At 69.6% G+C, this 21,530-nt stretch carries 21 protein-coding genes and 1 tRNA gene; 10 read left to right on the top strand and 12 right to left on the bottom strand.

What is annotated here, in order from left to right; all coding sequences use genetic code 11:
* The first annotated feature begins 97 nt into the window (after positions 1–97).
* A complete protein-coding gene (locus WJM95_RS16460; RefSeq protein WP_339130482.1) occupies positions 98–1,231 on the top strand; it encodes an acyl-CoA dehydrogenase family protein in 1,134 nt (377 codons plus the stop codon).
* 9 nt (positions 1,232–1,240) lie between these two features.
* Here the strand turns inward: WJM95_RS16460 and WJM95_RS16455 are convergent, their stop codons facing one another.
* From WJM95_RS16455 to WJM95_RS16440, 4 genes are all read right to left on the bottom strand, one after another.
* Entirely contained in the window at positions 1,241–1,588 is a 348-nt protein-coding gene (locus WJM95_RS16455) for a rhodanese-like domain-containing protein (protein WP_339130481.1), read from the bottom strand.
* Positions 1,589–1,623: 35 nt separating this feature from the next.
* Positions 1,624–2,670: a hypothetical protein gene (locus WJM95_RS16450; protein WP_339130480.1), complete on the bottom strand. Its 1,047-nt coding sequence runs from the start codon at positions 2,668–2,670 to the stop codon at positions 1,624–1,626.
* 163 nt (positions 2,671–2,833) lie between these two features.
* On the bottom strand, positions 2,834–4,357 hold the full coding sequence (locus WJM95_RS16445; RefSeq protein WP_339130479.1) for a DUF2252 domain-containing protein: 1,524 nt from the start codon (positions 4,355–4,357) through the stop codon (positions 2,834–2,836).
* A gap of 266 nt (positions 4,358–4,623) precedes the next feature.
* The gene (locus WJM95_RS16440; protein WP_339130478.1) at positions 4,624–4,992 is read right to left on the bottom strand and encodes a helix-turn-helix domain-containing protein; all 369 of its coding nucleotides are present in this window, start codon (positions 4,990–4,992) and stop codon (positions 4,624–4,626) included.
* A 207-nt stretch (positions 4,993–5,199) separates the two neighbouring features.
* On the opposite strand from WJM95_RS16440, the gene WJM95_RS16435 reads away from it, so the two are divergent.
* The gene (locus WJM95_RS16435) at positions 5,200–5,853 is read left to right on the top strand and encodes an NAD(P)H-dependent oxidoreductase (protein WP_339130477.1); all 654 of its coding nucleotides are present in this window, start codon (positions 5,200–5,202) and stop codon (positions 5,851–5,853) included.
* Positions 5,854–6,096: 243 nt separating this feature from the next.
* On the opposite strand, the gene WJM95_RS16430 is transcribed toward WJM95_RS16435, so the two are convergent.
* Positions 6,097–6,180: transfer RNA gene (locus tag WJM95_RS16430), tRNA-Leu, on the bottom strand.
* A 494-nt stretch (positions 6,181–6,674) separates the two neighbouring features.
* Between WJM95_RS16430 and WJM95_RS16425 the strand changes: the two genes are divergently transcribed.
* The 7 genes from WJM95_RS16425 (at position 6,675) to pknB (ending at position 14,933) form a co-directional block, all read left to right on the top strand.
* A complete protein-coding gene (locus WJM95_RS16425; RefSeq protein ID WP_339130476.1) occupies positions 6,675–6,800 on the top strand; it encodes a hypothetical protein in 126 nt (41 codons plus the stop codon).
* Entirely contained in the window at positions 6,788–7,630 is an 843-nt protein-coding gene (locus WJM95_RS16420) for a DUF3662 and FHA domain-containing protein (RefSeq protein ID WP_339130475.1), read from the top strand. The genes WJM95_RS16425 and WJM95_RS16420 overlap by 13 nt, the downstream gene beginning before the upstream one ends.
* A 10-nt stretch (positions 7,631–7,640) precedes the next feature.
* The gene (locus WJM95_RS16415; RefSeq protein WP_037614909.1) at positions 7,641–8,162 is read left to right on the top strand and encodes an FHA domain-containing protein; all 522 of its coding nucleotides are present in this window, start codon (positions 7,641–7,643) and stop codon (positions 8,160–8,162) included.
* A gap of 120 nt (positions 8,163–8,282) precedes the next feature.
* Positions 8,283–9,830 carry a Stp1/IreP family PP2C-type Ser/Thr phosphatase gene (locus tag WJM95_RS16410; protein WP_339130474.1) on the top strand — a complete coding sequence of 516 codons (1,548 nt, stop codon included), beginning with the start codon at positions 8,283–8,285 and terminating at the stop codon, positions 9,828–9,830.
* Between the two features lie 26 nt (positions 9,831–9,856).
* Positions 9,857–11,293: an FtsW/RodA/SpoVE family cell cycle protein gene (locus WJM95_RS16405; RefSeq protein WP_339130473.1), complete on the top strand. Its 1,437-nt coding sequence runs from the start codon at positions 9,857–9,859 to the stop codon at positions 11,291–11,293.
* Positions 11,290–12,771, top strand: coding sequence for a penicillin-binding transpeptidase domain-containing protein (locus WJM95_RS16400; RefSeq protein WP_339130472.1), 1,482 nt, complete (start codon positions 11,290–11,292; stop codon positions 12,769–12,771). The genes WJM95_RS16405 and WJM95_RS16400 overlap by 4 nt, the downstream gene beginning before the upstream one ends.
* A 170-nt stretch (positions 12,772–12,941) precedes the next feature.
* Positions 12,942–14,933 carry a Stk1 family PASTA domain-containing Ser/Thr kinase gene (gene pknB / locus WJM95_RS16395; RefSeq protein ID WP_339130471.1) on the top strand — a complete coding sequence of 664 codons (1,992 nt, stop codon included), beginning with the start codon at positions 12,942–12,944 and terminating at the stop codon, positions 14,931–14,933.
* Between the two features lie 161 nt (positions 14,934–15,094).
* Here the strand turns inward: pknB and WJM95_RS16390 are convergent, their stop codons facing one another.
* The 6 genes from WJM95_RS16390 to WJM95_RS16365 form a co-directional block, all read right to left on the bottom strand.
* Positions 15,095–15,769, bottom strand: coding sequence for a class E sortase (locus tag WJM95_RS16390; protein WP_339135602.1), 675 nt, complete (start codon positions 15,767–15,769; stop codon positions 15,095–15,097).
* A 171-nt stretch (positions 15,770–15,940) separates the two neighbouring features.
* Complete coding sequence (locus WJM95_RS16385; RefSeq protein ID WP_339130470.1) at positions 15,941–17,398, bottom strand: class E sortase; 1,458 nt, start codon at positions 17,396–17,398, stop codon at positions 15,941–15,943.
* Positions 17,395–18,033: an aminodeoxychorismate/anthranilate synthase component II gene (locus WJM95_RS16380; RefSeq protein ID WP_339130469.1), complete on the bottom strand. Its 639-nt coding sequence runs from the start codon at positions 18,031–18,033 to the stop codon at positions 17,395–17,397. Before WJM95_RS16380 ends, WJM95_RS16385 begins: the two co-directional genes overlap by 4 nt.
* On the bottom strand, positions 18,030–18,191 hold the full coding sequence (locus WJM95_RS16375) for a hypothetical protein (protein ID WP_339130468.1): 162 nt from the start codon (positions 18,189–18,191) through the stop codon (positions 18,030–18,032). The genes WJM95_RS16380 and WJM95_RS16375 overlap by 4 nt, the downstream gene beginning before the upstream one ends.
* A gap of 31 nt (positions 18,192–18,222) precedes the next feature.
* On the bottom strand, positions 18,223–18,948 hold the full coding sequence (locus WJM95_RS16370; RefSeq protein ID WP_339135600.1) for a class E sortase: 726 nt from the start codon (positions 18,946–18,948) through the stop codon (positions 18,223–18,225).
* Between the two features lie 67 nt (positions 18,949–19,015).
* A complete protein-coding gene (locus tag WJM95_RS16365) occupies positions 19,016–19,795 on the bottom strand; it encodes a DUF881 domain-containing protein (protein WP_339130467.1) in 780 nt (259 codons plus the stop codon).
* Between the two features lie 142 nt (positions 19,796–19,937).
* On the opposite strand from WJM95_RS16365, the gene crgA reads away from it, so the two are divergent.
* Positions 19,938–20,192 (top strand): cell division protein CrgA, encoded by a 255-nt coding sequence (crgA, locus tag WJM95_RS16360; RefSeq protein ID WP_339130466.1) that lies wholly within the window; start codon positions 19,938–19,940, stop codon positions 20,190–20,192.
* A gap of 290 nt (positions 20,193–20,482) precedes the next feature.
* On the opposite strand, the gene WJM95_RS16355 is transcribed toward crgA, so the two are convergent.
* A complete protein-coding gene (locus tag WJM95_RS16355; RefSeq protein ID WP_339130465.1) occupies positions 20,483–21,394 on the bottom strand; it encodes a rhomboid family intramembrane serine protease in 912 nt (303 codons plus the stop codon).
* Positions 21,395–21,530: the final 136 nt, after the last annotated feature.

The following is a 21,530-nucleotide window of genomic DNA, read 5'->3' as shown; positions in this document are numbered from 1 at the left end:
CGTTCCCTTCTCATAGAACCTGTTCTATCTTGACGCACCGTCAGATCAGGCTTTCTGCTTGGTCGTTGGTCCGACGCGCGTGCGGGAGGACGGGATCGTGGACTTCACCTTCACCGAGGAGCAGCAGGCGGCGGCCGAGGCGGCCCGGGGGGTGTTCGCCGACGTCTCCCCCGACGCGGTGCCCAGCCCCGCGCTCACCCCGGGCGCCGTCGCCGAAGGCTTCGACCGCGCCCTGTGGGCGAGGCTCGCCGACGCGGACCTGCTCAGCCTGCTGCTCGACGAGGAGGCCGGCGGAGCGGGCCTCGACGCGATCGCGCTGTGTCTCGTGCTGCGGGAGTCGGCGAAGGTGCTGGCCCGGGTGCCGCTGCTGGAGAACAGCGCGGCGACAGCCGCCGTCCAACGCCACGGCGGCGAGGAGTTGAGCACGGCCGTGGCCGCGCGGGCCGGCCGGGGAGAACTCGTGCTGACCGTGGCCACCAACGGCAGGACCGGTCACGACCCCGCCGAACTCGCCGTGACCGCGCGGCAGGACGGCACGGGATGGGTGCTGGACGGAGTGCAGACGGCGGTGCCCTGGGTCTTCGACGCCGACCTCGTCGTCGTGCCCGCGCACACGGACGCCGACCGGACCGTCCTCGCCCTGGTGGCTCGCGGCCAGGAAGGGGCCGTGCTCGCCGAGCAGATCTCCACGACCGGTGAGCGGCTGGGCGAACTGCGCCTGGAATCCGCCCGGATCGAAGCCCGGTATGTGATCGACGCGCCGGGGGCGTGGGAGTGGCTGCGCGACCTGCTGGTCACCGGGACCTGCGCCCTGGCGCTCGGGCTCGGCGAGGAGGTGCTCCGGATGACGAGCGCGTACACGAGCAAGCGGGAGCAGTTCGGGTTCCCGGTCGCCACGTTCCAGGCGGTCGCCGTCCAGGCCGCCGACCGCTACATCGACCTGCGCGCCATGGAGGCGACGCTCTGGCAGGCCGCGTGGCGGATCAGCACCGGAGCGGACGGCGCGCTGCCGGCCGGCGGTGATGTGGCGGTGGCCAAGATCTGGGCGTCCGAAGGGGTGCGCCGGGTCGTGCAGACCGCCCAGCATCTGCACGGAGGCTTCGGCGCCGACACCGAGTACGCGCTGCACCGGTACCACGCCTGGGCCAAGCAACTGGAACTGTCGCTCGGCCCGGCGGCAGCACACGAGGAAGCGCTGGGCGACCTGCTGGCGGCCCACCCCCTGGGGTGAGCGCCCGGGCTACAGCACGAAGCCGGGCTCGCCCTTGGCGTTCAGAACCGGGCGGCCCGCGGCCTCCCAGATCTGCATGCCGCCCTCGACGTTCGCGGCGTCGATGCCCTGCTGGACCAGGTACATGGTGACCTGGGCCGAACGGCCTCCGGAGCGGCAGATCACGTTGACCCGGCCGTCCTGCGGGGCGGCCTCGGTCAGCTCACCGAACCGGGCGACGAAGTCGCTCATGGGGATGTGCAGCGCCCCCTGGGCATGACCTGCCTCCCACTCGTCGTCCTCCCGGACGTCCAGCAGGAAGTCGTCGGCCGCGAGATCGCCGACCCCGACCGTGGGCACACCAGCTCCGAAACTCATGCCTCCGACGCTACCCGACCCTGCCTGCGCCAAGCTCAGGGAGCCTCGGAGATCAGTGTCGCCAGTTCGTGCTCGCGCTCACCGACCTGCGTCAGCAGCTGTTCGGCGATCTCCTCCAGGAGACGGTCCGGGTCTTCCGGGGCCAGCTTGAGCATGGCGCCGATGGCGCTCTCCTCCAGCTCGCGGGCGACGAGGGTGAGCAGTTCCTTGCGCTGGGAGAGCCATTCGAGGCGTGCGTAGAGCTCCTCGCTGCGGCTCGGCTTCCACTCCTCGGGAGCGGGACCGGCGGCCCACTCCGCGGCCAGCTCCCGCAGCAGTGTCTCGTCGCCCCGGGCATAGGCGGCGTTCACGCGGGAGATGAACTCGTCGCGCCGCTTGCGCTCGTCGTCGTCCTGAGCCAGGTCCGGGTGGGCCTTGCGGACCAGCTCGCGGAACAGCTTGCGGGCCTCCTCGCTCGGACGCACCCGCTGCGGGGGCCGCACGGGCTGGTCCGTGAGCATGGCCACGGCCTCGGGAAACAGGCCGTCGGAGTCCATCCAGCCGTGGAACAGCTCCTCGACACCGGGCATGGGCATGACCCGCGCCCGTGCCTCGTGCGCCTTGAATATGTCCTCCGGATCGCCCGTGCGCGCGGCACGCGCCTCGGCGATCTGGGCCTCCAGCTCGTCGAGGCGGGAGTACATCGGACCGAGCTTCTGGTGGTGCAGCCGGGAGAAGTTGTCGACCTCGACGCGGAAGGTCTCCACCGCGATCTCGAACTCGATCAGCGCCTGTTCGGCCGCTCGCACGGCCCGCTCCAGGCGTGCCTCGGGCCGGTCGTCCGCGCTCGGAGCCGGGCTCTGACCCGCATCGGCCCGGGCCTCGCCCTGCCCGTCGGACTGTCCCTCACCCTGCCCCGCGGCTCCGGACCCGGTCCGGGCGTCGGAGGAGGCGTCCGCGCCCTCCGCACCCTCCGGGTCGGTGGTGCGGCCGGCGTCGCCGAGGGAGGCATGGGGCGTCTCGCCCTCCGGGGCACCGGAGTGCTCCCGGCCCTCCTCGAAGGCGGGCTCGGACTGGCTCTGATCGGCTTCCGGGGTCGTCACCCGACCAGCGTAGGCCACACTCCCGCGGGGCTCACTGCCTTCCCCGCCCCTACAGCCACCTGACCGGCCACAACGACCCCATTGACCCCAACCACCCCGATCATCCCGACAGCGACTCCGGCAGCGGCATCGGCCACCGTCTCCGGGCCGGTCTCCGGGCCGGTCACACCCCCGGTTCGGAAGCGATCCGTCCGTTGCGGACCGCCGCCGTCAGGGACGCGTGGTCCGCCTCGGTGCGGTCCGCGTAGGCGACGGCGAAGGAGGCGACGGCCTCGTCCAGCTCCTCGTTCTTGCCGCAGTACCCGGCTATCAGGCGCGGGTCCGCGCTGTGGCTGTGGGCACGGGCCAGCAGGGCGCCGGTCATGCGGCCGTAGTCGTCGATGTGGTCGGCGGGCAGGGCGGCCGGGTCGACACTGCCCTTGCGGTTGCGGAACTGGCGCACCTGGTAGGGAAGGCCGTCGACCGAGGTCCAGCCGAGGAGGATGTCGCTGACGACCTGCATGCGCTTCTGGCCGAGCACCACACGGCGGCCCTCGTGGGCCACCTCCGGCATCGGATGGCCGATGGTCGCCAGATGCGGGAGCAGTGCCGAGGCACGTGCCTCCTTGACCTGGAGGACCAGGGGCTCGCCCCGGTGGTCCAGGAGCAGCACCACGTACGAGCGGGTGCCGACGCTGCCGGTGCCGACGACCCGGAAGGCCACGTCGTGCACGGCGTAGCGGGCGAGCAGCGGGAGGCGGTCCTCGGAGAGGGTCGTCAGATAGTGCTCCAGGGACGCGGCCACCGCGGCCGCCTCCCCGTCGGGAACGCGGCGCAGCACGGGTGCCGCGTCGACGAAGCGGCGGCCACCCCCTTCCACGGCCTCGGTCGACTTGGCGGCGAAGCGTCCGCTGGTGTTGGCCCGCGCCTTCTCGGACACCCGCTCCAGCGTGCCGAGCAGGTCATGGGCGTCGGTGTGCGAGACGAGTTCCTCGTCGGCGATGGCGTTCCAGGCGTCCAGGACCGGCAGCTTGGCCAGCAGGCGCATGGTGCGCCGGTAGGCGCCCACGCAGTCGCGCGCGGCCTCACGGCAGGTGTCCTCGTCCGCTCCGGCCTCGCGGCCCGCGAGCACGAGCGAGGTGGCGAGCCGCTTGAGGTCCCACTCCCAGGGGCCGTACACCGTCTCGTCGAAGTCGTTCAGGTCGATGACCAGGCGGCCGCGCGCGTCTCCGTACAGGCCGAAGTTCGCCGCGTGGGCGTCACCGCAGATCTGGGCGCCGACGCCGGTCATCGGCGTGCGGGCGAGGTCGTACGCCATGAGGCCCGCGCTGCCGCGCAGGAACGCGAAGGGGGTGGCCGCCATCCTGCCGACCCGGATCGGGGTGAGCTCGGGGATCCGGCCCCGGTTGGACTCCTCGACCGCGGCCACGGCGTCCGGGCGGTCGGTGTCCATCAGGAGTTCGGCGTGCGCCGCGCGCGGGACCCGCCCGCGCAGGGCCTTCCCCTCCTCCTTGGGCGAACCCTTCACCGGCCAGGCGGCGAATCCCGGGACCGCGAACTCCCGGACCCCGAACGCCTCGGCGTCCGGGCCGTCACCGGGCCTCGCCGCAGCGTGCTCCTGCCGCACCGGACCGGCCTGTCCGACCAGCCCGGCCCGTCCTGTCGGCGCCGTCCGCCGTTCCGCCCCCGCTGTACCGACCTCGGTCATCACGACCGCCTCCCCCGCGCACGAACATCAACTCGTGCTGACCGTACAGCCGGTCGGGAAAACGCGTCAGACCCTGTGGACAACTCCGCCCGCAACCGGGGAGAAGCGCCTGAGAACGCCGACGCAGGACGGTCGGCGGGCAGCGCACGGACCGCCGGAGCCGCCGGACGAGCCGCACCACGTCCCGCCCGCTGTGGCCGCCCGTTACCGCGGCCGCTCGCACTGTGGCCGCCCGTTACCGCGGCCGCTCCCGCTGTCGTCGCCCGCTACCGCAGCCGCTCCGGGCAGGGGCCGCCCTCCGGCAGATACCTCTCCGCCCAGGCCCCGAGCTCCTTGAGGGCGGGTTCGAGCGCCGCGCCCGCCTCGGTCAGGGCGTAGCAAACCCGTAGGGGCGGGCCCTCGTTGACCTTGCGCAGGACCAGACCGGCCGCGCCGAGTTCGGTGAGCCTGTCCGAGAGCATCCGCTCGCTGATGCCGGGGATCGCCCTGCGCAGATCCGCGAAGTGGGCGGGCTGCTGCATCAGGACCGCGACGACCAGACCCGTCCAGCGCTTGCCGAGCAGCGTGAAGACACGGGTCATGCCGTCGTCCACCTTCTGGCACGGCCCCGCGTCGTGGCTTCCCGGTTCTGGCATGAGCCCAGGGTACTGCGTCCACACAAGGGGATGAAAAAAAGTAAGTCCCTGTGCTATCTCTAGTTAGGCACGAAAGAGAAGCTCGTCAGGGCGACCCGGTCCCTGGCGACAGCTCTGCCCTGCCCCGGCGCCGCCCCCGTTCGGAACCCGGGCTCAGCCCCGGTTCCGCAGGCGACCCGATACCCACCCTTTTGTCTGGAGATCACCATGGCCACCCTCCTCCACATCGACTCGTCCGTCTCCCCCGACGGCACCTCCGTCTCGCGCGCCGTGGCGAACGCCTTCCGCGCGGCCTGGGAGGAACAGCACCCCGGCGGCACGGTCGTCCACCGCGACCTCGCCGCCCACCCCGTGCCGCACATCACGGCCGACGCCCACAGCGCCGGCTTCGCCGCCCCGGACACGCACACCCCCGGACAGGCCGAGGCCTTCGCCGCACGCCTGAAGCTGATCGAGGAGCTGGAGAACGCGGACGCGATCCTGATCGGCGCCCCCATGTACAACTTCTCCATCCCCTCGACCCTGAAGGCGTGGCTGGACAACGTCGTGCTGGTGGGACGCACCGCCATGGCCGAGAACCTCAAGGCCAAGGGCACCCCGGTCACCGTCGTCGCCAGCCGCGGCGGCTCGTACGCGCCGGGCACCCCGCGCGCGGGCTTCGAGTACGTGCAGAACTACCTGGGGGCCGTGCTCGGCGACATGCTCGCCCTCGACGTCGAGTTCATCGTCCCGGAGCTCACCATGGCCCCGCACAACCCGGCGATGTCCGACCTGGTCCCGCTCTTCGAGGCGTCCCGGAGCAAGGCCCTCGACGAAGCGGCCGCCCACGCCAAGAAGGTCGCGGCCCGCCTCGCCGCCTGATCGACACCCGCTCCACGCGCGGGCACCCCGCCGACCCCGGGCGCCCGCGTGAGAGCATCGTCACACTTCACAGCGCCCCCTGGCCGTCCGCGCAACCCGCGGCGAACGGTGCTCCCGCTCGCGCGGCAGCACGCGAACGGTGAGAAGACGGGAAGAGCCGCGAGGGCGAGGCATCGGACAGCGCTCGCGGCCCCGGACAACGCGAAAGCCCCTCAGGTCGAGGACCTGAGGGGCTTTCAACTGTGCGCGAGGGGGGAGTTGAACCCCCACGCCCTTTCGGGCACTGGAACCTGAATCCAGCGCGTCTGCCTATTCCGCCACCCGCGCATTGGGTGTGTCTTCCGTCTCCCGCTTTCGCCGCGGGCGCCTTCCGACATGCAGAAGATTAGCACGCTGTCAGGGGTGGAATCACATCCCTTTCCCCTGGCCCTCCCGCCCGCGCACGGCCCGCCCCGCACCCACGGCCCGCCCCGGCATCCGCGGGCCCGGTGCCCTTGCGCCGCCCGGCCTCCCGGCCCGGGCCGCTCCGCGTCGCCCGGCGGCGGCCTCCCCACCAGCGGCCCCTCGTGCGTCACACGTTTCGGACAGAACCGGTTCACGTATCAACCTCGTACCGGTCCTGCGCATCTCCCCAGGAGTCGGACCGACCGCACAGTCAGGTGCGGGACACTGGTCGTGGGGCGCCTCTACGATCCATGGCAGAAGCAGTGCCGGGAAGAGTTCGAAGAGGGGCCTCTCAGGGAACTTCGGGAGGGGACTTCGGAAGGTGTCGACAACCCGTCGACCGTGCCGACAGGGGGAACCAGCCGATTTCCCGACGCGTGGATACGATCAGTAAGCAGTACCAGCAAGGCCGACTAGGCCGGCTGGTCCAGCAGGGCCAGGAAGACGACAGCAAGCTGTACCAGGACGGCAACGACGGAGGAGGTGCCCCATGGGAGTCCTGAAGAAGTTCGAGCAGCGTCTCGAAGGTCTGGTCAACGGCACCTTCGCCAAGGTGTTCAAGTCCGAGGTCCAGCCCGTGGAGATCGCCGGAGCGCTCCAGCGCGAGTGCGACAACAACGCCACGATCTGGAACCGCGACCGGACCGTCGTCCCCAACGACTTCATCGTCGAACTGAGCACGCCCGACTTCGAGCGGCTCAGCCCGTACTCCGGCCAGCTCGGCGACGAGCTCGCCGGGATGGTCCGCGACTACGCCAAGCAGCAGCGCTACACCTTCATGGGCCCCATCAAGGTCCATCTGGAGAAGGCGGACGACCTCGACACCGGCCTGTACCGGGTCCGCAGCCGTACGCTCGCCTCCTCCGCCAATCAGCAGTCTCCCGAGCGTGCCCCCGCGGGCCCCGCCCCGGCGGGCCCCCGCGGAGCCCAGGGTGGCTACGGCTACCCTCCATCGGCCGCTCCCCCCATGCCGTCCGCGCCGCCTCCCGGCGGCCGTCCGGGCATGGCACCCGCGGGTGCCCGGCCCCCGGCCGGTCCCGCGGCGGGCGGCCGTATGCGGCACTGGGTCGAGATCAATGGCTCACGCCATCAGATCTCCCGCCCGACGCTCGTGCTGGGCCGCAGCACCGAAGCCGACGTGCGGATCGACGACCCCGGCGTATCGCGCCGGCACTGTGAGATCCGGACCGGAACGCCCTCGACGATCCAGGATCTCGGGTCCACCAACGGCATCGTGGTGGACGGGCAGCACACAACCCGCGCTACGCTCCGCGACGGCTCGCGGATCGTCGTGGGCAGCACCACCATCATTTACCGGCAAGCCGAAGGGTGAAGCGGGGGCAATGTCAGAGCTGACCCTCACGGTCATGCGGCTGGGTTTCCTGGCCGTACTGTGGCTGTTCGTGATCGTGGCCGTGCAGGTCATCCGCAGCGACCTGTTCGGAACGCGTGTCACACAGCGCGGCTCGCGCAGGGAAGCCGCGAGGCCCCAGCAGGCCGCGCGACAGGCCGCGCCTCCGCAGCAGCGCCAGCAGCAGGCGCCCGCGAGCGGCGGGCGGCAGCGCCGTGGCGCACCGTCCAAGCTGGTCGTCTCGGAGGGCACCCTCACGGGCACCACCGTGGCGCTCCAGGGACAGACCATCACCCTGGGCCGTGCGCACGACAGCACCATCGTGCTGGACGACGACTACGCGTCCAGCAGGCATGCCAGGATCTACCCCGACCGGGACGGCCAGTGGATCGTCGAGGACCTCGGCTCCACCAACGGCACGTATCTCGACCGGAGCCGGCTGACGACCCCGACGCCCGTTCCGCTGGGCGCGCCGATCCGCATCGGCAAGACCGTCATCGAGCTGCGGAAGTAGTACGACAATGAGCGAGCGGAGCGAGCACGCAGCGGCGGTCCACACAAGGGACCCCGGCGCGCTCCCGACCGGAGGGTGGGCACCGTGCGGATGTACCCGGAGCCGACGGGCGAGGTGCGCATGAGTCTGTCACTGCGCTTCGCCGCCGGATCGCACAAAGGCATGATCCGCGAGGGCAACGAGGACTCGGGCTACGCCGGTCCCCGCCTGCTCGCGATCGCCGACGGGATGGGCGGCCAGGCCGCCGGTGAGGTCGCCAGCTCAGAGGTGATCTCCACCATCGTCGCGCTCGACGACGACGTGCCCGGATCCGACATCCTCACCTCGCTCGGCACCGCCGTGCAGCGTGCCAACGACCAGCTCCGGATGATGGTCGAGGAGGACCCGCAGCTCGAGGGCATGGGCACCACGCTCACCGCCCTGCTGTGGACCGGCCAGCGGCTCGGTCTCGTCCACGTCGGCGACTCCCGCGCGTACCTGCTGCGGGACGGCGTGCTGACGCAGATCACCCAGGACCACACCTGGGTGCAGCGTCTCGTCGACGAGGGCCGCATCACCGAGGAGGAGGCCACCACCCACCCGCAGCGCTCCCTGCTGATGCGCGCGCTGGGCAGTGGCGACCACGTCGAGCCCGACCTCTCGATCCGCGAGGTCCGCGCCGGCGACCGCTATCTGATCTGCTCCGACGGCCTCAGCGGCGTCGTCTCCCACCAGACGATGGAAGACACCCTCGCCAGCTACCAGGGCCCGCAGGAGACCGTGCAGGAGCTCATCCAGCTCGCGCTGCGCGGCGGCGGCCCGGACAACATCACCGTCATCGTGGCCGACGTCCTCGACATCGACTCCGGCGACACCCTCGCCGCACAGCTCTCCGACACCCCCGTGGTGGTCGGCGCGGTCGCCGAGAACCAGCATCAGCACCAGCTGCACGACAACGGCGCCATGCAGACCCCCGCCGGACGCGCCTCCGGCCTCGGCCGGCCCGTGCCCGGACAGGGCGGCGGCGGTGAATTCGGCCCGCCCGGAAGCGGCGACACCACCGGCTACGTCTCCAACGGCAGCTTCGGCGACTACACCGACGAGGACTTCGTCAAGCCCCGCGGCGGACGCAGGTGGCTGAAGCGATCCTTCTACATCGTCCTGACGCTCGCCGTCATCGGCGGCGGCCTCTACGGCGGTTACCGCTGGACGCAGACGCAGTACTACGTCGGCGCCCAGGACGAGCACGTCGCGCTCTACCGCGGCATCAGCCAGGACCTGGCTTGGGTCTCGCTCTCGAAGGTGGAGAAGAACCACCCCGAGATCGAACTCAAGTACCTTCCGCCCTACCAGCAGAAGCAGGTCAAGGCGACCATCGCCGAAGGCGGCCTCGCCGACGCGCAGGCCAAGATCGACGAACTCGCCGTGCAGGCGTCCGCCTGCCGCAAGGACGCAGAGCGCCGCGCGGCCGAGAGCCAGAACAGCGCGAAGCCCAGCGCGAGCAAGGCCGCCGGAACCACGGGAACCACAAAGGCCTCCCTCACGTCCAAGGCCACGTCCAGCCCGAGCCCGAACCCTTCGAGCTCGGCACCCTCGTCCTCCAAGTCCACGACCGCACCCACTCCCACACCCGGCCCCAGCCTCTCCGACGAGGAGCAGAAGCTGGTCTCGCTGTGCGGTAAGCAGTAAGAAGCCGTGAGGGGCCCTGTCACACGATGAGCAGTAGTACGAACACGCCGACGCACCACACGTCCACGATCGGATCGATCGGCACACCGAGCCGACGCAACACCGAACTGGCCTTGCTGGTGTTCGCCGTTGTCATCCCGGTGTTCGCCTACGCCAACGTGGGCCTCGCCATCGACGACAAGGTGCCCGCCGGCCTGCTGAGTTACGGCCTGGGCCTCGGCCTGCTGGCCGGCGTCGCCCATCTCGCCGTACGCAAGTTCGCTCCGTACGCGGACCCGCTGCTGCTGCCGCTGGCCACGCTGCTGAACGGCCTCGGGCTGGTGATGATCTGGCGGCTCGACCAGTCCAAGCTGCTCCAGTCGATCAAGCAGGCGGGCACCGCCGCGCCCCGCCAGCTGATGTACACGGCCCTGGGCATCGCCCTGTTCGTCGGTGTGCTGTTCTTCCTGAAGGACCACCGCGTCCTTCAGCGCTACACCTACATCTCCATGGTCGGCGCCCTGGTGCTGCTGCTCCTGCCGCTCGTGCCGGGCCTCGGCGCCAACATCTACGGCGCCAAGATCTGGATCCACATCGGCAGTTTCTCCATCCAGCCCGGTGAGTTCGCCAAGATCGTCCTGGCGATCTTCTTCGCCGGCTACCTGATGGTGAAGCGGGACGCGCTCGCCCTCGCGAGCCGCCGCTTCATGGGGCTGTACCTTCCCCGCGGCCGCGACCTCGGCCCGATCCTCGTGGTCTGGTTCATCTCGATCCTGATCCTGGTGTTCGAGACCGACCTCGGTACGTCGCTGCTGTTCTTCGGAATGTTCATCATCATGCTGTACGTCGCCACCGAGCGCACCAGCTGGATCGTCTTCGGTCTGCTGATGTCCGCGGCCGGCGCGGTCGGTGTGGCGACCTTCGAGACGCACGTGCAGCAGCGTGTCCAGGCCTGGCTCGACCCGATGCACGAGTTCATGCTCAGCCGCCAGAACGTCGGCGGTCACACCGAGCAGTCCATGCAGGCACTGTGGGCCTTCGGCTCCGGCGGCACGCTCGGCACCGGATGGGGCCAGGGCCACTCCGAGCTCATCCGCTTCGCCGCCAACTCCGACTTCATCCTCGCCAGCTTCGGCGAGGAACTGGGCCTCGCCGGGATCATGGGCATCCTGGTCATCTACGGCCTGATCGTGGAACGCGGCATCCGCACCGCGCTCGCCGCCCGCGACCCCTTCGGCAAGCTCCTCGCCGTGGGTCTCTCCGGCGGCTTCGCGCTCCAGGTGTTCGTGGTCGCCGGCGGCGTCATGGGCCTGATCCCGCTGACCGGTATGACGATGCCGTTCGTGGCCTACGGAGGCTCCTCCGTCATCGCCAACTGGGCGCTGATGGGCATCCTGATCCGCATCAGCGACACCGCCCGCCGCCCGGCGCCCGCTCCCGCTCCCAGCCCCGACGCCGAGATGACCCAGGTGGTCCGCCCGTGAACAAGCCCCTGCGCCGGATCGCGATCTTCTGCGGGCTCCTGGTCCTCGCCCTGCTCCTCCGCGACAACTACGTCCAGTACGTCCAGGCGGACAGCCTGCGGACCAACTCGAACAACCGCCGTGTCGCCATCGAGCGGTACGCCACTCCGCGCGGCGACATCATCGTCGACGGCAACCCGGTCACCGGGGCGGCCAAGTCGAAGAAGACCGGGATCAGCGACTTCGTGTGGAAGCGCACCTACAAGGACGGCGCCATGTGGGCGCCGGTCACCGGGTACGCCTCGCAGGCCTTCGACGCCTCCCAGCTGGAGAAGCTGGACGACGGCATCCTCACCGGCAACGACGACCGGCTCTTCTTCCGCAACACCCTCGACATGATCACGGGCAAGGGGAAGCAGGGCGGCAACGTCGTCACCACCCTCAACGCCGCCGCGCAGAAGGCCGCCTACAAGGGCCTGCTGAGCCGGGGCAAGGGCGCCGTCGCCGCGATCAACCCGCAGACCGGCGCGATCCTGGCGCTGGCCTCGACCCCGTCGTACGACCCGTCGTCCTTCGCCGGCAACTCCGACACCGACGCGCAGGCCTGGAACAAGCTCCAGAAGAAGAACGACCCCGACGACCCGATGCTCAACCGGGCGCTGCGCGAGACCTACCCGCCCGGCTCCACCTTCAAGGTGGTCACCGCGGCCGCGGCCCTGGAGAACGGCCTGTACACGGGGGCGGACCAGCACACCGACACCCCGCTGCCGTACATCCTGAAGGGCACGCGGACCGAGCTGAAGAACGAGGGGAACATCCCCTGCAAGAACGCCACCATGCGCGTGGCGCTCAAGGTCTCCTGCAACACCGTCTTCGGCAAGATCGGCGCCGACCTCGGCAAGGACAAGATGCTGGCGGAGGCCGAGAAGTTCGGCTTCAACTCCGAGCAGCTCACCCCGGTGCGCTCCAACGCCTCCGTCTTCCCCAAGTCGATGGACGACGCGCAGACCGCGCTCAGCTCCATCGGCCAGTTCGAGACGGCCGCGACCCCGCTCCAGATGGCCATGGTGGCCTCCACCGTCGCCAACAACGGCACGCTCATGAAGCCCTACATGGTCGACAAGCTCCAGGCACCCAACCTGGACGTCGTCTCGCAGACCGAGCCCGAGAAGCTCAGCCAGCCGCTCTCCGAGTCCAACGCCCAGATCCTCCAGTCGATGATGGAGACGGTCGTCAAGGAGGGCACGGGCACGAGGGCACAGATCCCCAACGTCACCGTGGGTGGCAAGACGGGTACCGCCCAGCACGGTGTCGCCAACAGCGAGAAGCCGTACGCGTGGTTCATCTCCTACGCCAAGCTGCCCGACGGCAGCTCCCCGGTCGCCGTCGCGGTGGTCGTCGAGGACGGCAGCGCCAACCGCGGCGACATCACCGGTGGCGGTCTGGCCGCCCCCATCGCAAGGGACGTGATGAAGGCAGTCATCGACAGCAAGAAGTGACCCCGCTCACGTCCCCATCACATCGGTGCACGTTGCGATACCGGTCCTGTCACGGGTGACGGTCCAGGCCAGGTCACAGGAAGCGATCCGGGTACGGTATGCCCGGACAGCACACCGCCGGACCACACAAAGGTGCGGTCGGGACCGACGGAGAGGGCTGGTAGGTAGCTATGGAAGAGCCGCGTCGCCTCGGCGGCCGGTACGAGCTGGGCCACGTGCTCGGCCGTGGTGGCATGGCGGAGGTCTACCTCGCGCATGACACCCGGCTCGGCCGTACCGTAGCGGTGAAGACGCTGCGGGCCGACCTCGCACGCGACCCGTCGTTCCAGGCCCGGTTCCGCCGGGAGGCCCAGTCGGCCGCATCGCTCAACCACCCCGCGATCGTCGCCGTCTACGACACGGGTGAGGACTACATCGACAACACCTCCATCCCGTACATCGTGATGGAGTACGTCGACGGGTCCACGCTGCGCGAGCTGCTGCACTCGGGCCGGAGACTGCTGCCCGAGCGGTCCATGGAGATGACGATCGGCATCCTCCAGGCCCTGGAGTACTCGCACCGCGCCGGCATCGTCCACCGCGACATCAAGCCCGCCAACGTCATGCTGACGCGCAACGGCCAGGTCAAGGTGATGGACTTCGGCATCGCCCGCGCCATGGGCGACTCCGGTATGACGATGACGCAGACCGCCGCGGTCATCGGCACGGCCCAGTACCTCTCCCCGGAGCAGGCGAAGGGCGAACAGGTCGACGCCCGCTCGGACCTCTACTCCACGGGCTGCCTGCTGTACGAGCTGCTGACGGTGCGGCCGCCCTTCGTGGGCGACTCCCCGGTGGCCGTCGCCTACCAGCACGTGCGCGAGGAACCCCAGCCCCCGTCGGTGTTCGACCCCGAGATCACGCCCGAGATGGACGCGATCGTGCTGAGGGCCCTCGTCAAGGACCCGGACTACCGATACCAGTCCGCCGACGAGATGCGCGCCGACATCGAGGCCTGCCTCGACGGCCAGCCCGTCGCGGCCAGCGCCGCCATGGGCTCGGTCGGTTACGGCGGCTACGGCGACGACCAGCCGACCACGGCCCTGCGCTCCGCGGACGCCCAGGCCACGTCGATGCTGCCGCCGATGAACCCCGACGACGGCGGCTACGGCTACGACGACCGCCCGGACCGCCGCCGCCAGAAGAAGAACAACACCTCGACGATCCTCCTGGTCGTCGCGGGCGTCCTGGTGCTGATCGGCGCGATCCTGATCGGGAAATACGTCGTCTCGGGCAAGGGGACGGGCAACGAGGCCTTCGAGGTGCCCAACTTCGTGAGCCAGACGCTGCCGGACGCCCAAAAGATGGCGGACAACCGCGAGCTGAAACTCGACCCCACCCGCAAGCCGTGCGACAAGGAACCCAAGGGCAACATCTGCTCGCAGGACCCGGCCGTGGGCTCGACGGTGAAGAAGGGCGACACGATCAGTGTGGTCGTGTCCACCGGTGCGCCGAAGGTGGCCGTGCCGAACGTGACGGGCAGGACCCTGGACAAGGCCACGGAGATCCTCGGTGGTGACAAGTACAAGTTCAACGTGAAGACGAAGTTCGAGGAGTCCACGGAGGCCCCGAACACCGTCCTGGACCAGAACCCGCGCCTCGGTGACGAGGTGGAGAAGGGTTCGACGATCACGCTGACCGTCTCCAAGGAGAAGAAGCAGTCCACCGTGCCGGACGTCACCGGCAAGGACTGCGAGACGGCCAAGGCCCAGATGTCGGCCAGCAACCTCGTCGGTCAGTGTGTCGACACGGACACCGACGACCCGAACCAGGTCAACAAGGTCATCCAGACGACCCCGCAGATCGGCGCCCAGGTGGACCCCGGCTCCACGGTGCAGATCCAGATCGGCAAGGCCAAGCAGCAGACGACGGTTCCGAGTGTCGTCGGCAAGACGGTGGCCGAGGCGCGGCAGATCCTTCAGAACGCCGGCTTCAACAACATCCAGTTCCAGCCGGGCAGCGACGGAAGCGACGACGCCAGGGTGATCGGCCAGGACCCGCAGGCCAACAGCGCGCCCAACGGCAGCCCGGACAACACTACGGTCACGCTGACGACGGTGAAGCTGGGCGGCAACAACGGCGGGAACAACGGCGGCGGGTTCCTCGGCGGGAACAACGGATAGGACCCGCCCGGCGACCGCCCACTGAGGCAGGCCACGGAAAGGGCCCCGGCACTTCACAGTGCCGGGGCCCTTCGCGTGACCGTGGAGTCCGTCGCCGTGGAGCTGCGTCGCCGTGGAGCTGCCTGGCCGTGGAGCTGCCTGGCCGTGAACACGGGCAGGGACTAGCGCAGTTCCTTCGGCGGTGTGCGGGCGCTGTCGACCTTGTCGACGCGTTCCAGTTCGCCCCACACCACGTAGCGGTAGCGGGAGGTGTACACCGGGGTGCAGGTCGTCAGGGTGATGTAGTGGCCCGGCTTCGTCCTACCGGACTCCTTCGGCACCGTCTGGAGCACCTTGACGTTGTACTTCGAGGTCTCCGGGAGGATGTCGAAGACCTTGTAGACGTACCACTTGTCGCGGGTCTCGAAGACGATCGCGTCGCCCTGGGCGATCTTGTCGATGTTGTGGAACTTGGCACCGTGGCCGTCCCGGTGGGCGGCGAGGGTGAAGTTGCCGTCCTTGCCGGTCATCGGCAGGGACGCCTTGACGGGTTCGGTGTAGTAGCCGGCGACACCTTCGTTGAGGACCGTCGTCGCCGTGCCCTTCTGGACGAGCACCTCGCCGTTCTTCATCGCCGGGACGTGCAGGAAGCCGATGCCGTCCTTGGTGTCCAGGGCGCCGGGACCGCTCGGGGCCTGCGCCCAGTGGTCGCGGACCTTGTCCCCCTGCTTGTGCGCCTCGCGGTCGGCCACGACGTTCGTCCACCACAGCGAGTAGACGACGAACAGGCCGAGCACCAGCCCCACCGTGATGAGGAGTTCACCGAAGACGCTGACCGTCATCGCGAACCATCCCATGCGCCGGCGTCCGCCGGTCACGTCACCAGGGGCGGCGTAGCCGGCGTCCGATCCGGCGCGTTCGTCGTGGTCGGTCCTCGCTGCCACTGTTCATCTGCCCCGTCTGGTCTGTCTCAGGTTGTCTCTCGTGCGCGTGACGCCCGCGGTCCGTCCCCGCGCCGGCGTCCGTCCTCAGCCCATCAGCGCGTCGGGCTTGCCCTTGCTGCGCGGCCGGTCCTCGACCATCTTGCCCCAGACGATCATCCGGTACTTACTGGTGAACTCCGGTGTGCAGGTGGTCAGGGTGATGTAGCGGCCCGGCGCGGTGAAGCCCGAACCCTTGGGGACCGGGTCGAGCACGCTCGTGTTGCTCGGGCTCGTCACCGGCAGGATCGACGTCATCTTGTAGACGTAGTAGTCGTCCTGCGTCTCGACGACGATCTCGTCGCCCGGCTTGAGGCGGTTGATGTAGCGGAACGGTTCGCCGTGGGTGTTGCGGTGCCCGGCGAGCGCGAAGTTGCCCGTCTTGGCGTTCGGCATCGCCGTCTTGAGGGGCGCCTCGCCGTAGTGCCCGACCATGCCGCGGTCGAGCACGTCCGTCTTGCTCGTGCCCTCCGCGATCGGCGCGACCACGTCCAGCTTCGGGATGTGCAGGATGGCGAAGCCCTGCCCGGGCGAGAACGTCCCCGGGTTCCGCTTCCCGTTCGCCCAGTCCTGCTGAAGGCTGCTCGCCTCGCTGCCCGCCTGCTGGTGCGCCCGCACGTTCGACCACCACAGCTGGTACGTGACGAACAGCAGCATCAGCACGCCGGTGGTGATGAACACCTCGCCGACCATCCGGCTCACCAGGACCGCCGCGCCGGGCTTCGACGCCCGCGCCGCACGCCGGGCGTCCATCCGGCTCCGAGGGGTGCCGACGGCCTCCTGAGCCGCCTCCTGGGGCTCGTGGGGGTCCAGTGGCCCCCCGTGCCGCCCGTGGCGTCTGGCGGCCTTACGACGGGCCGCACGGCCTCCGGAGGCGGGGCCGCTCGTGCTGTCGGCCTCGCGCGCGCGGCGCTCCGCCCTCGTGGACGAACCGGGAAGGCGCAGCGCGACCGTCCGGTCGTCCAGCGGCAGGCCCGGCAGGACCGGTTCCGCCGCGGGGGCGGCCATTGTGGCGGCCGTGGGAGGGGTCATCGGGGCGGCGGCCGGTCCGATGTAGTGACCGGCCGCGGTCTCCTCGTACGGCTGCGCGTACGTCCGCTCGTAGTCGTCCGCGTACGAGGGTGCCGGAGCCGGGGTGGACGGCATCGCCTGCGCGGGAGCCTGGGCCGCTCGGGCCTGGGCGGCGTACGCCTGGGCGGCCTGTGCCTGCGCAGCCTGCGCCTGCGCCTGTGCCTGCGCGGTCTGGGCCGCGTGAAGATGCGCGGCCTGCATCCGGGCCGCCTGCTCCTGCTGCTGTTGCTGCGCCGCGTACCAGTCGGGTCCGTACCCGCCGTGGTCGTAGCCCTGCTGCGGTGCGCCCGGGGCCTGGCCCTGTGCCTGGCCGGGCAGCGGATCCGTCAGCGGGTCCGCGAGTCCTCCGACCGCCGCCTCGAACGCGCCGGCGCCCCCGTACGCGGCCTCGCCGCCGTAGGGGGAGCTGTCGCGCTCGGGGCGCAGCGCGGTCACGCCGTGGCCCTGCCCACCACCGGGGCGAGCCCCGCCGACCTCGCCACGGCCACCTTGTCACCGCACTCGAGCAGCCAGTTGGCGAGCATCCGGTGGCCGTGCTCGGTGAGCACCGACTCCGGGTGGAACTGCACGCCCTCGACGGGCAGTTCACGGTGTCTGAGACCCATGACGATTCCGTCGTGCGTTCGGGCGGTGACTTCCAGCTCGGCCGGGACGGTCTCCGGCTCGGCGGCCAGCGAGTGGTAGCGGGTCGCCGTGAAGGGAGAGGGCAGTCCGGCGAAGACGCCCTTGCCCTGGTGCTCCACGAGCGAGGTCTTTCCGTGCAGCAGCTCGGGCGCCCGGCCGACCACACCCCCGTAGGCCACCTGCATCGACTGCATCCCGAGGCAGACCCCGAAGACGGGGACCCCGGTCGCGGCGCAGTGCCGGACCATGTCGACGCAGACACCGGCCTGTTCGGGAGCGCCGGGCCCCGGGGACAGGAGCACACCGTCGAAGCCGTCCTGGGCGTGCGCGGTCGACACCTCGTCGTTGCGCAGCACTTCGCACTCCGCGCCCAACTGGTACAGGTACTGGACCAGGTTGAAGACGAAGCTGTCGTAGTTGTCCACAACGAGGATGCGCGTGCTCACTGGTTGTCCACCGTCACATCGTTGAAGGGAAGCAGCGGTTCGGCCCACGGGAAGACGTACTGGAAGAGCACGTAGACCACCGCCAGGACGAGCACGAGCGAGATCAGCGCCCTCACCCATACGCTCCCCGGCAGATGCCGCCAGATCCAGCCGTACATGCCGTCCCTTCCGTAGCCGTACGCCAACAGACTAACGGCGCAGAGCCGCCGGTTTCCCTGCCTCCACAGGCTGTGTGGAATCGAGGTGTGCCCACACGATCAACCGATGGCTGTGCCCCCACTCCGGATCGCACGTGGTCAGCGTGAGATAGCGTCCCGGACGCGTATACCCGGACTTACGTGGCACAGGGTCGATCACCTCAATGTCCGAGGGCACTGTTTTGTAGGGCCCTTTGTCGATCCGATACGTGAACCAGGTGGTTCCGTCCGTCAGCACCACCGCGTCACCCTTGCGGAGCTCGGGAAAGTCCTTGAAGGGATCCCCGTACGTGCGCCGGTGACCCGCGACCGAGAAGTTTCCCTCCTGGCCGAGCCGGGCGGTCCCCCGGTAGTGGCCGAGTCCCTGCTTCAGCACCTGGGTGGCCGTGCCTTCGAGCACCGGCTTGTTCCACGTGAAACCAAGACGCGGGATGTACATGACGGCGAACGGGCCGCCGAACGTGTAGGGGCCGGGCGCCTTCGGACTCCCGGGAGCCGATCCGCCCGTACGGCCCGGTGCTCCGGAGGAGTCGGAGCCGGGCTTCGGCGACTGGGCCACCGCTCCCTTCGACCACTGCTCCTGGAGCACTTCGATCTGGTGGTTCATCGCGCTGTCGGCCTTGATCCCGGTCCAGAACAACACGTAGACCACGAAGAGCACGATCAGGGCCCCCGCGGTCAGGCACAGCTCACTGATCGTCCTGACGACCACTCGCACCGACACAAGGCCCCCCGGCGGCGGCTGGCTCCACAGGCTTCGCCCACTGCTCCGCGAGGACCGGCTCCTACTGCACGGGCTTCGCGTAGTGCAGATCCACTGTGCCCGAGTAGCCGGGAAGAGTCACCGTCCCGTTCTCCTCGACTTTCCAGCCGAGCCCGTAGACGTTGACGTACACCATGTAGTTCTGGATCGCCGGGGAGGCGGCGAGCGACTTCTGGAGCTTGGCCGGGTCGCCGATAGCGGTGATCTTGTAGGGAGGCGAGTAGACGCGGCCCTGGAGGATCAGGGTGTTGCCGACGCAGCGCACGGCACTGGTGGAGATCAGACGCTGGTCCATGACCTTGATGCCCTTGGCGCCGCCCTGCCACAGGGCGTTCACCACCGCCTGGAGGTCCTGCTGGTGGATGACGAGGTAGTCGGGCTGCGGCTCGGGGTAGCCGGGGAGCTTCGCCGTCGCGTTCGGCGGGGCGTCGTTGAGGGTGACCGTGAGGGCCTGCCCCTTGGTCTTCCGGGTGCCCGCGTTCTTCTCCAGCGCCGCGAGCCTGGCGTCCCCGGCGGCGCTGCTGCCGTCCTCGCGGCCGGCGAGGCCGTCCACGTCGCGGCGCAGGGCACCATTGGACTCGTCCAGCGTCGCGTTCTTGCGGCTGCGTTCCTGGATCAGGTCGGAGAGCTTCAGCATCGACGAGTCCGTACGGATGTTCGTACCCTTGGCCGTGTCGAAGCTCGTGAAGAAGATGAGTCCCGCGAGCGCGAAGACGGCCACGGTGAGGACGCGTACCGGACGGAAACGGTGCGTACCGCCAGGACTGGAATTCGTCCCGGGGGAGTCGGCAGAATTGCTCAACGTACCCTTATCTCCTTCGGCGCCGCGGAAGCACTACGCTAACTGACGCCCGGGGGAGCGCTCAGTTTCCCCTTGTACGCTGCCCCGGAGCCCGCCCCAGTTCCCTGCGCGGCCACGCAGCGCATCGACAGGAGAGACCCTCGTGCCGAAGTCACGTATCCGCAAGAAGGCCGACTACACGCCGCCCCCGGCGAAGCAGGCGACCACCATCAAGATGAACAGCAACGCCTGGGTGGCACCGGCCATGCTGGCCATGTTCCTCATCGGCCTCGCCTGGATCGTCGTCTTCTACGTGACGGACGGCTCCCTGCCGATCGACGCGCTCGACAACTGGAACATCGTGGTCGGCTTCGGCTTCATCGCGGCCGGTTTCGGCGTCTCCACCCAGTGGAAGTGACCGTCTTCGCCCGGATGGAAGCAACGCGGGCCCGAGCTCTGCCCACAGCTGTCCACTGAGTTATCCACAACACTTGTCCACAGGTGGAAAAGAAAGACGATCTGTGGATAACTAATCCGCGGTTGACGCCGGTGTGACCGGCCCCCAAGCTCCCGCAAACCTGTTCGCCCCCTGTCCGACCTGGGAAAACCCGGGTCAGCGACAGGGGGCACAGCTGTTCCCGCACAGGGTGCACAAGATCGGCCGCGGTCTGTGGACAACATCACTTCTCAGGTGAGCCGAACGGGGTCTCAGGTGAGCTGTGCCGTTCTGAGCAACGTCGTGACGATCACCGCGGCGAGCATCAGCCCGGCCACCCCGTACTGGACGAGGTTCCTCCGCTCGCGCGGAGCGTGGACCATCGCGTAGCCGACGACGACGCCACCGATCAGACCACCGACGTGGGCCTGCCAGGCGATGTTGAACCCCGGCGAGAAGCTGATGATCAGATTGACCACCAGCAGGCCGATGACCGGGCGCATGTCGTAGTTGAGGCGTCGCATGAGGATCGCGGTGGCACCGAAGAGACCGAAGATCGCGCCGGAGGCACCGAGCGACGGCAGGTTCGGGCCCGCGAGCAGATAGGTGAGCGCACTGCCGGCCAGGCCCGAGACGAAGTACAGCGTGATGTAGCGGGCACGGCCGAGGGCCGCCTCCAGCGGGCCGCCGATCCACCACAGGCTGACCATGTTGAAAAGAATGTGCATGACGCTGCCGTGCAGGAACATCGACGTCACCATGCGGTACCACTGGCCCTCGGCCACGCCCTGGACCTCACCGGAGAGCCAGGCACGGCCGAACAGGTCGAAGCTGTTGGTGAAGGCGTCGCCCACCGAGACCTGGACAAGATAGAGGGCCAGGTTGAGGCCGATCAGCACCTTGGTGACGAGCCGGGGGTCGGACGCGACGGCGCCGCCCGCGATCGTGCGGGGCTGATTGGCCGCCGGGGCATGTCCGGTGCCGGAGCCGCCGCGGACGCAGTCGGGGCACTGGAAGCCGACCGAGGCGCTGACCATGCACTCGGGGCAGATCGGGCGCTCGCAGCGGGTGCAGCGCACGCCGGTCTCGCGGTCCGGGTGCCGGTAGCAGCCGGGCAGGCTCCGGGCGTCCTGTGGTCCCTGATCCGGCGGTCCCTGCGGGCTGCCGGGCGGCTGCTGGTCCATGGGGTCCCCTCAATCTCCGTACGGCGGCTCGCACACGGTCACGGCGGGTCCGGGTCCGGGTGCAACGCACCGCCCCGTCCATCCTTACGGATGAACGGGGCGTTTGGTTCCCTGCGGGATCCTTCGGGCTCGGGGA

The organism is Streptomyces sp. f51 (assembly GCF_037940415.1).
Classification (GTDB): domain Bacteria; phylum Actinomycetota; class Actinomycetes; order Streptomycetales; family Streptomycetaceae; genus Streptomyces.
Note: the sequence above shows the minus strand (reverse complement) of the source record. Positions and strands in the feature narration are given on the sequence as shown.

Bases quoted from the DNA above. Each gene is read 5' to 3' on its own strand.
- WJM95_RS16455 (WP_339130481.1), bottom strand. From the start codon at position 1,588: ATGAGTTTCGGAGCTGGTGTGCCCACGGTCGGGGTCGGCGATCTCGCG.
- WJM95_RS16445 (WP_339130479.1), bottom strand. From the start codon at position 4,357: ATGACCGAGGTCGGTACAGCGGGGGCGGAACGGCGGACGGCGCCGACA.
- WJM95_RS16440 (WP_339130478.1), bottom strand. From the start codon at position 4,992: ATGCCAGAACCGGGAAGCCACGACGCGGGGCCGTGCCAGAAGGTGGAC.
- WJM95_RS16435 (WP_339130477.1), top strand. From the start codon at position 5,200: ATGGCCACCCTCCTCCACATCGACTCGTCCGTCTCCCCCGACGGCACC.
- WJM95_RS16420 (WP_339130475.1), top strand. From the start codon at position 6,788: ATGGGAGTCCTGAAGAAGTTCGAGCAGCGTCTCGAAGGTCTGGTCAAC.
- WJM95_RS16415 (WP_037614909.1), top strand. From the start codon at position 7,641: ATGTCAGAGCTGACCCTCACGGTCATGCGGCTGGGTTTCCTGGCCGTA.
- WJM95_RS16410 (WP_339130474.1), top strand. From the start codon at position 8,283: ATGAGTCTGTCACTGCGCTTCGCCGCCGGATCGCACAAAGGCATGATC.
- WJM95_RS16405 (WP_339130473.1), top strand. From the start codon at position 9,857: ATGAGCAGTAGTACGAACACGCCGACGCACCACACGTCCACGATCGGA.
- pknB (WP_339130471.1), top strand. From the start codon at position 12,942: ATGGAAGAGCCGCGTCGCCTCGGCGGCCGGTACGAGCTGGGCCACGTG.
- WJM95_RS16390 (WP_339135602.1), bottom strand. From the start codon at position 15,769: ATGGGATGGTTCGCGATGACGGTCAGCGTCTTCGGTGAACTCCTCATC.
- WJM95_RS16375 (WP_339130468.1), bottom strand. From the start codon at position 18,191: ATGTACGGCTGGATCTGGCGGCATCTGCCGGGGAGCGTATGGGTGAGG.
- WJM95_RS16355 (WP_339130465.1), bottom strand. From the start codon at position 21,394: ATGGACCAGCAGCCGCCCGGCAGCCCGCAGGGACCGCCGGATCAGGGA.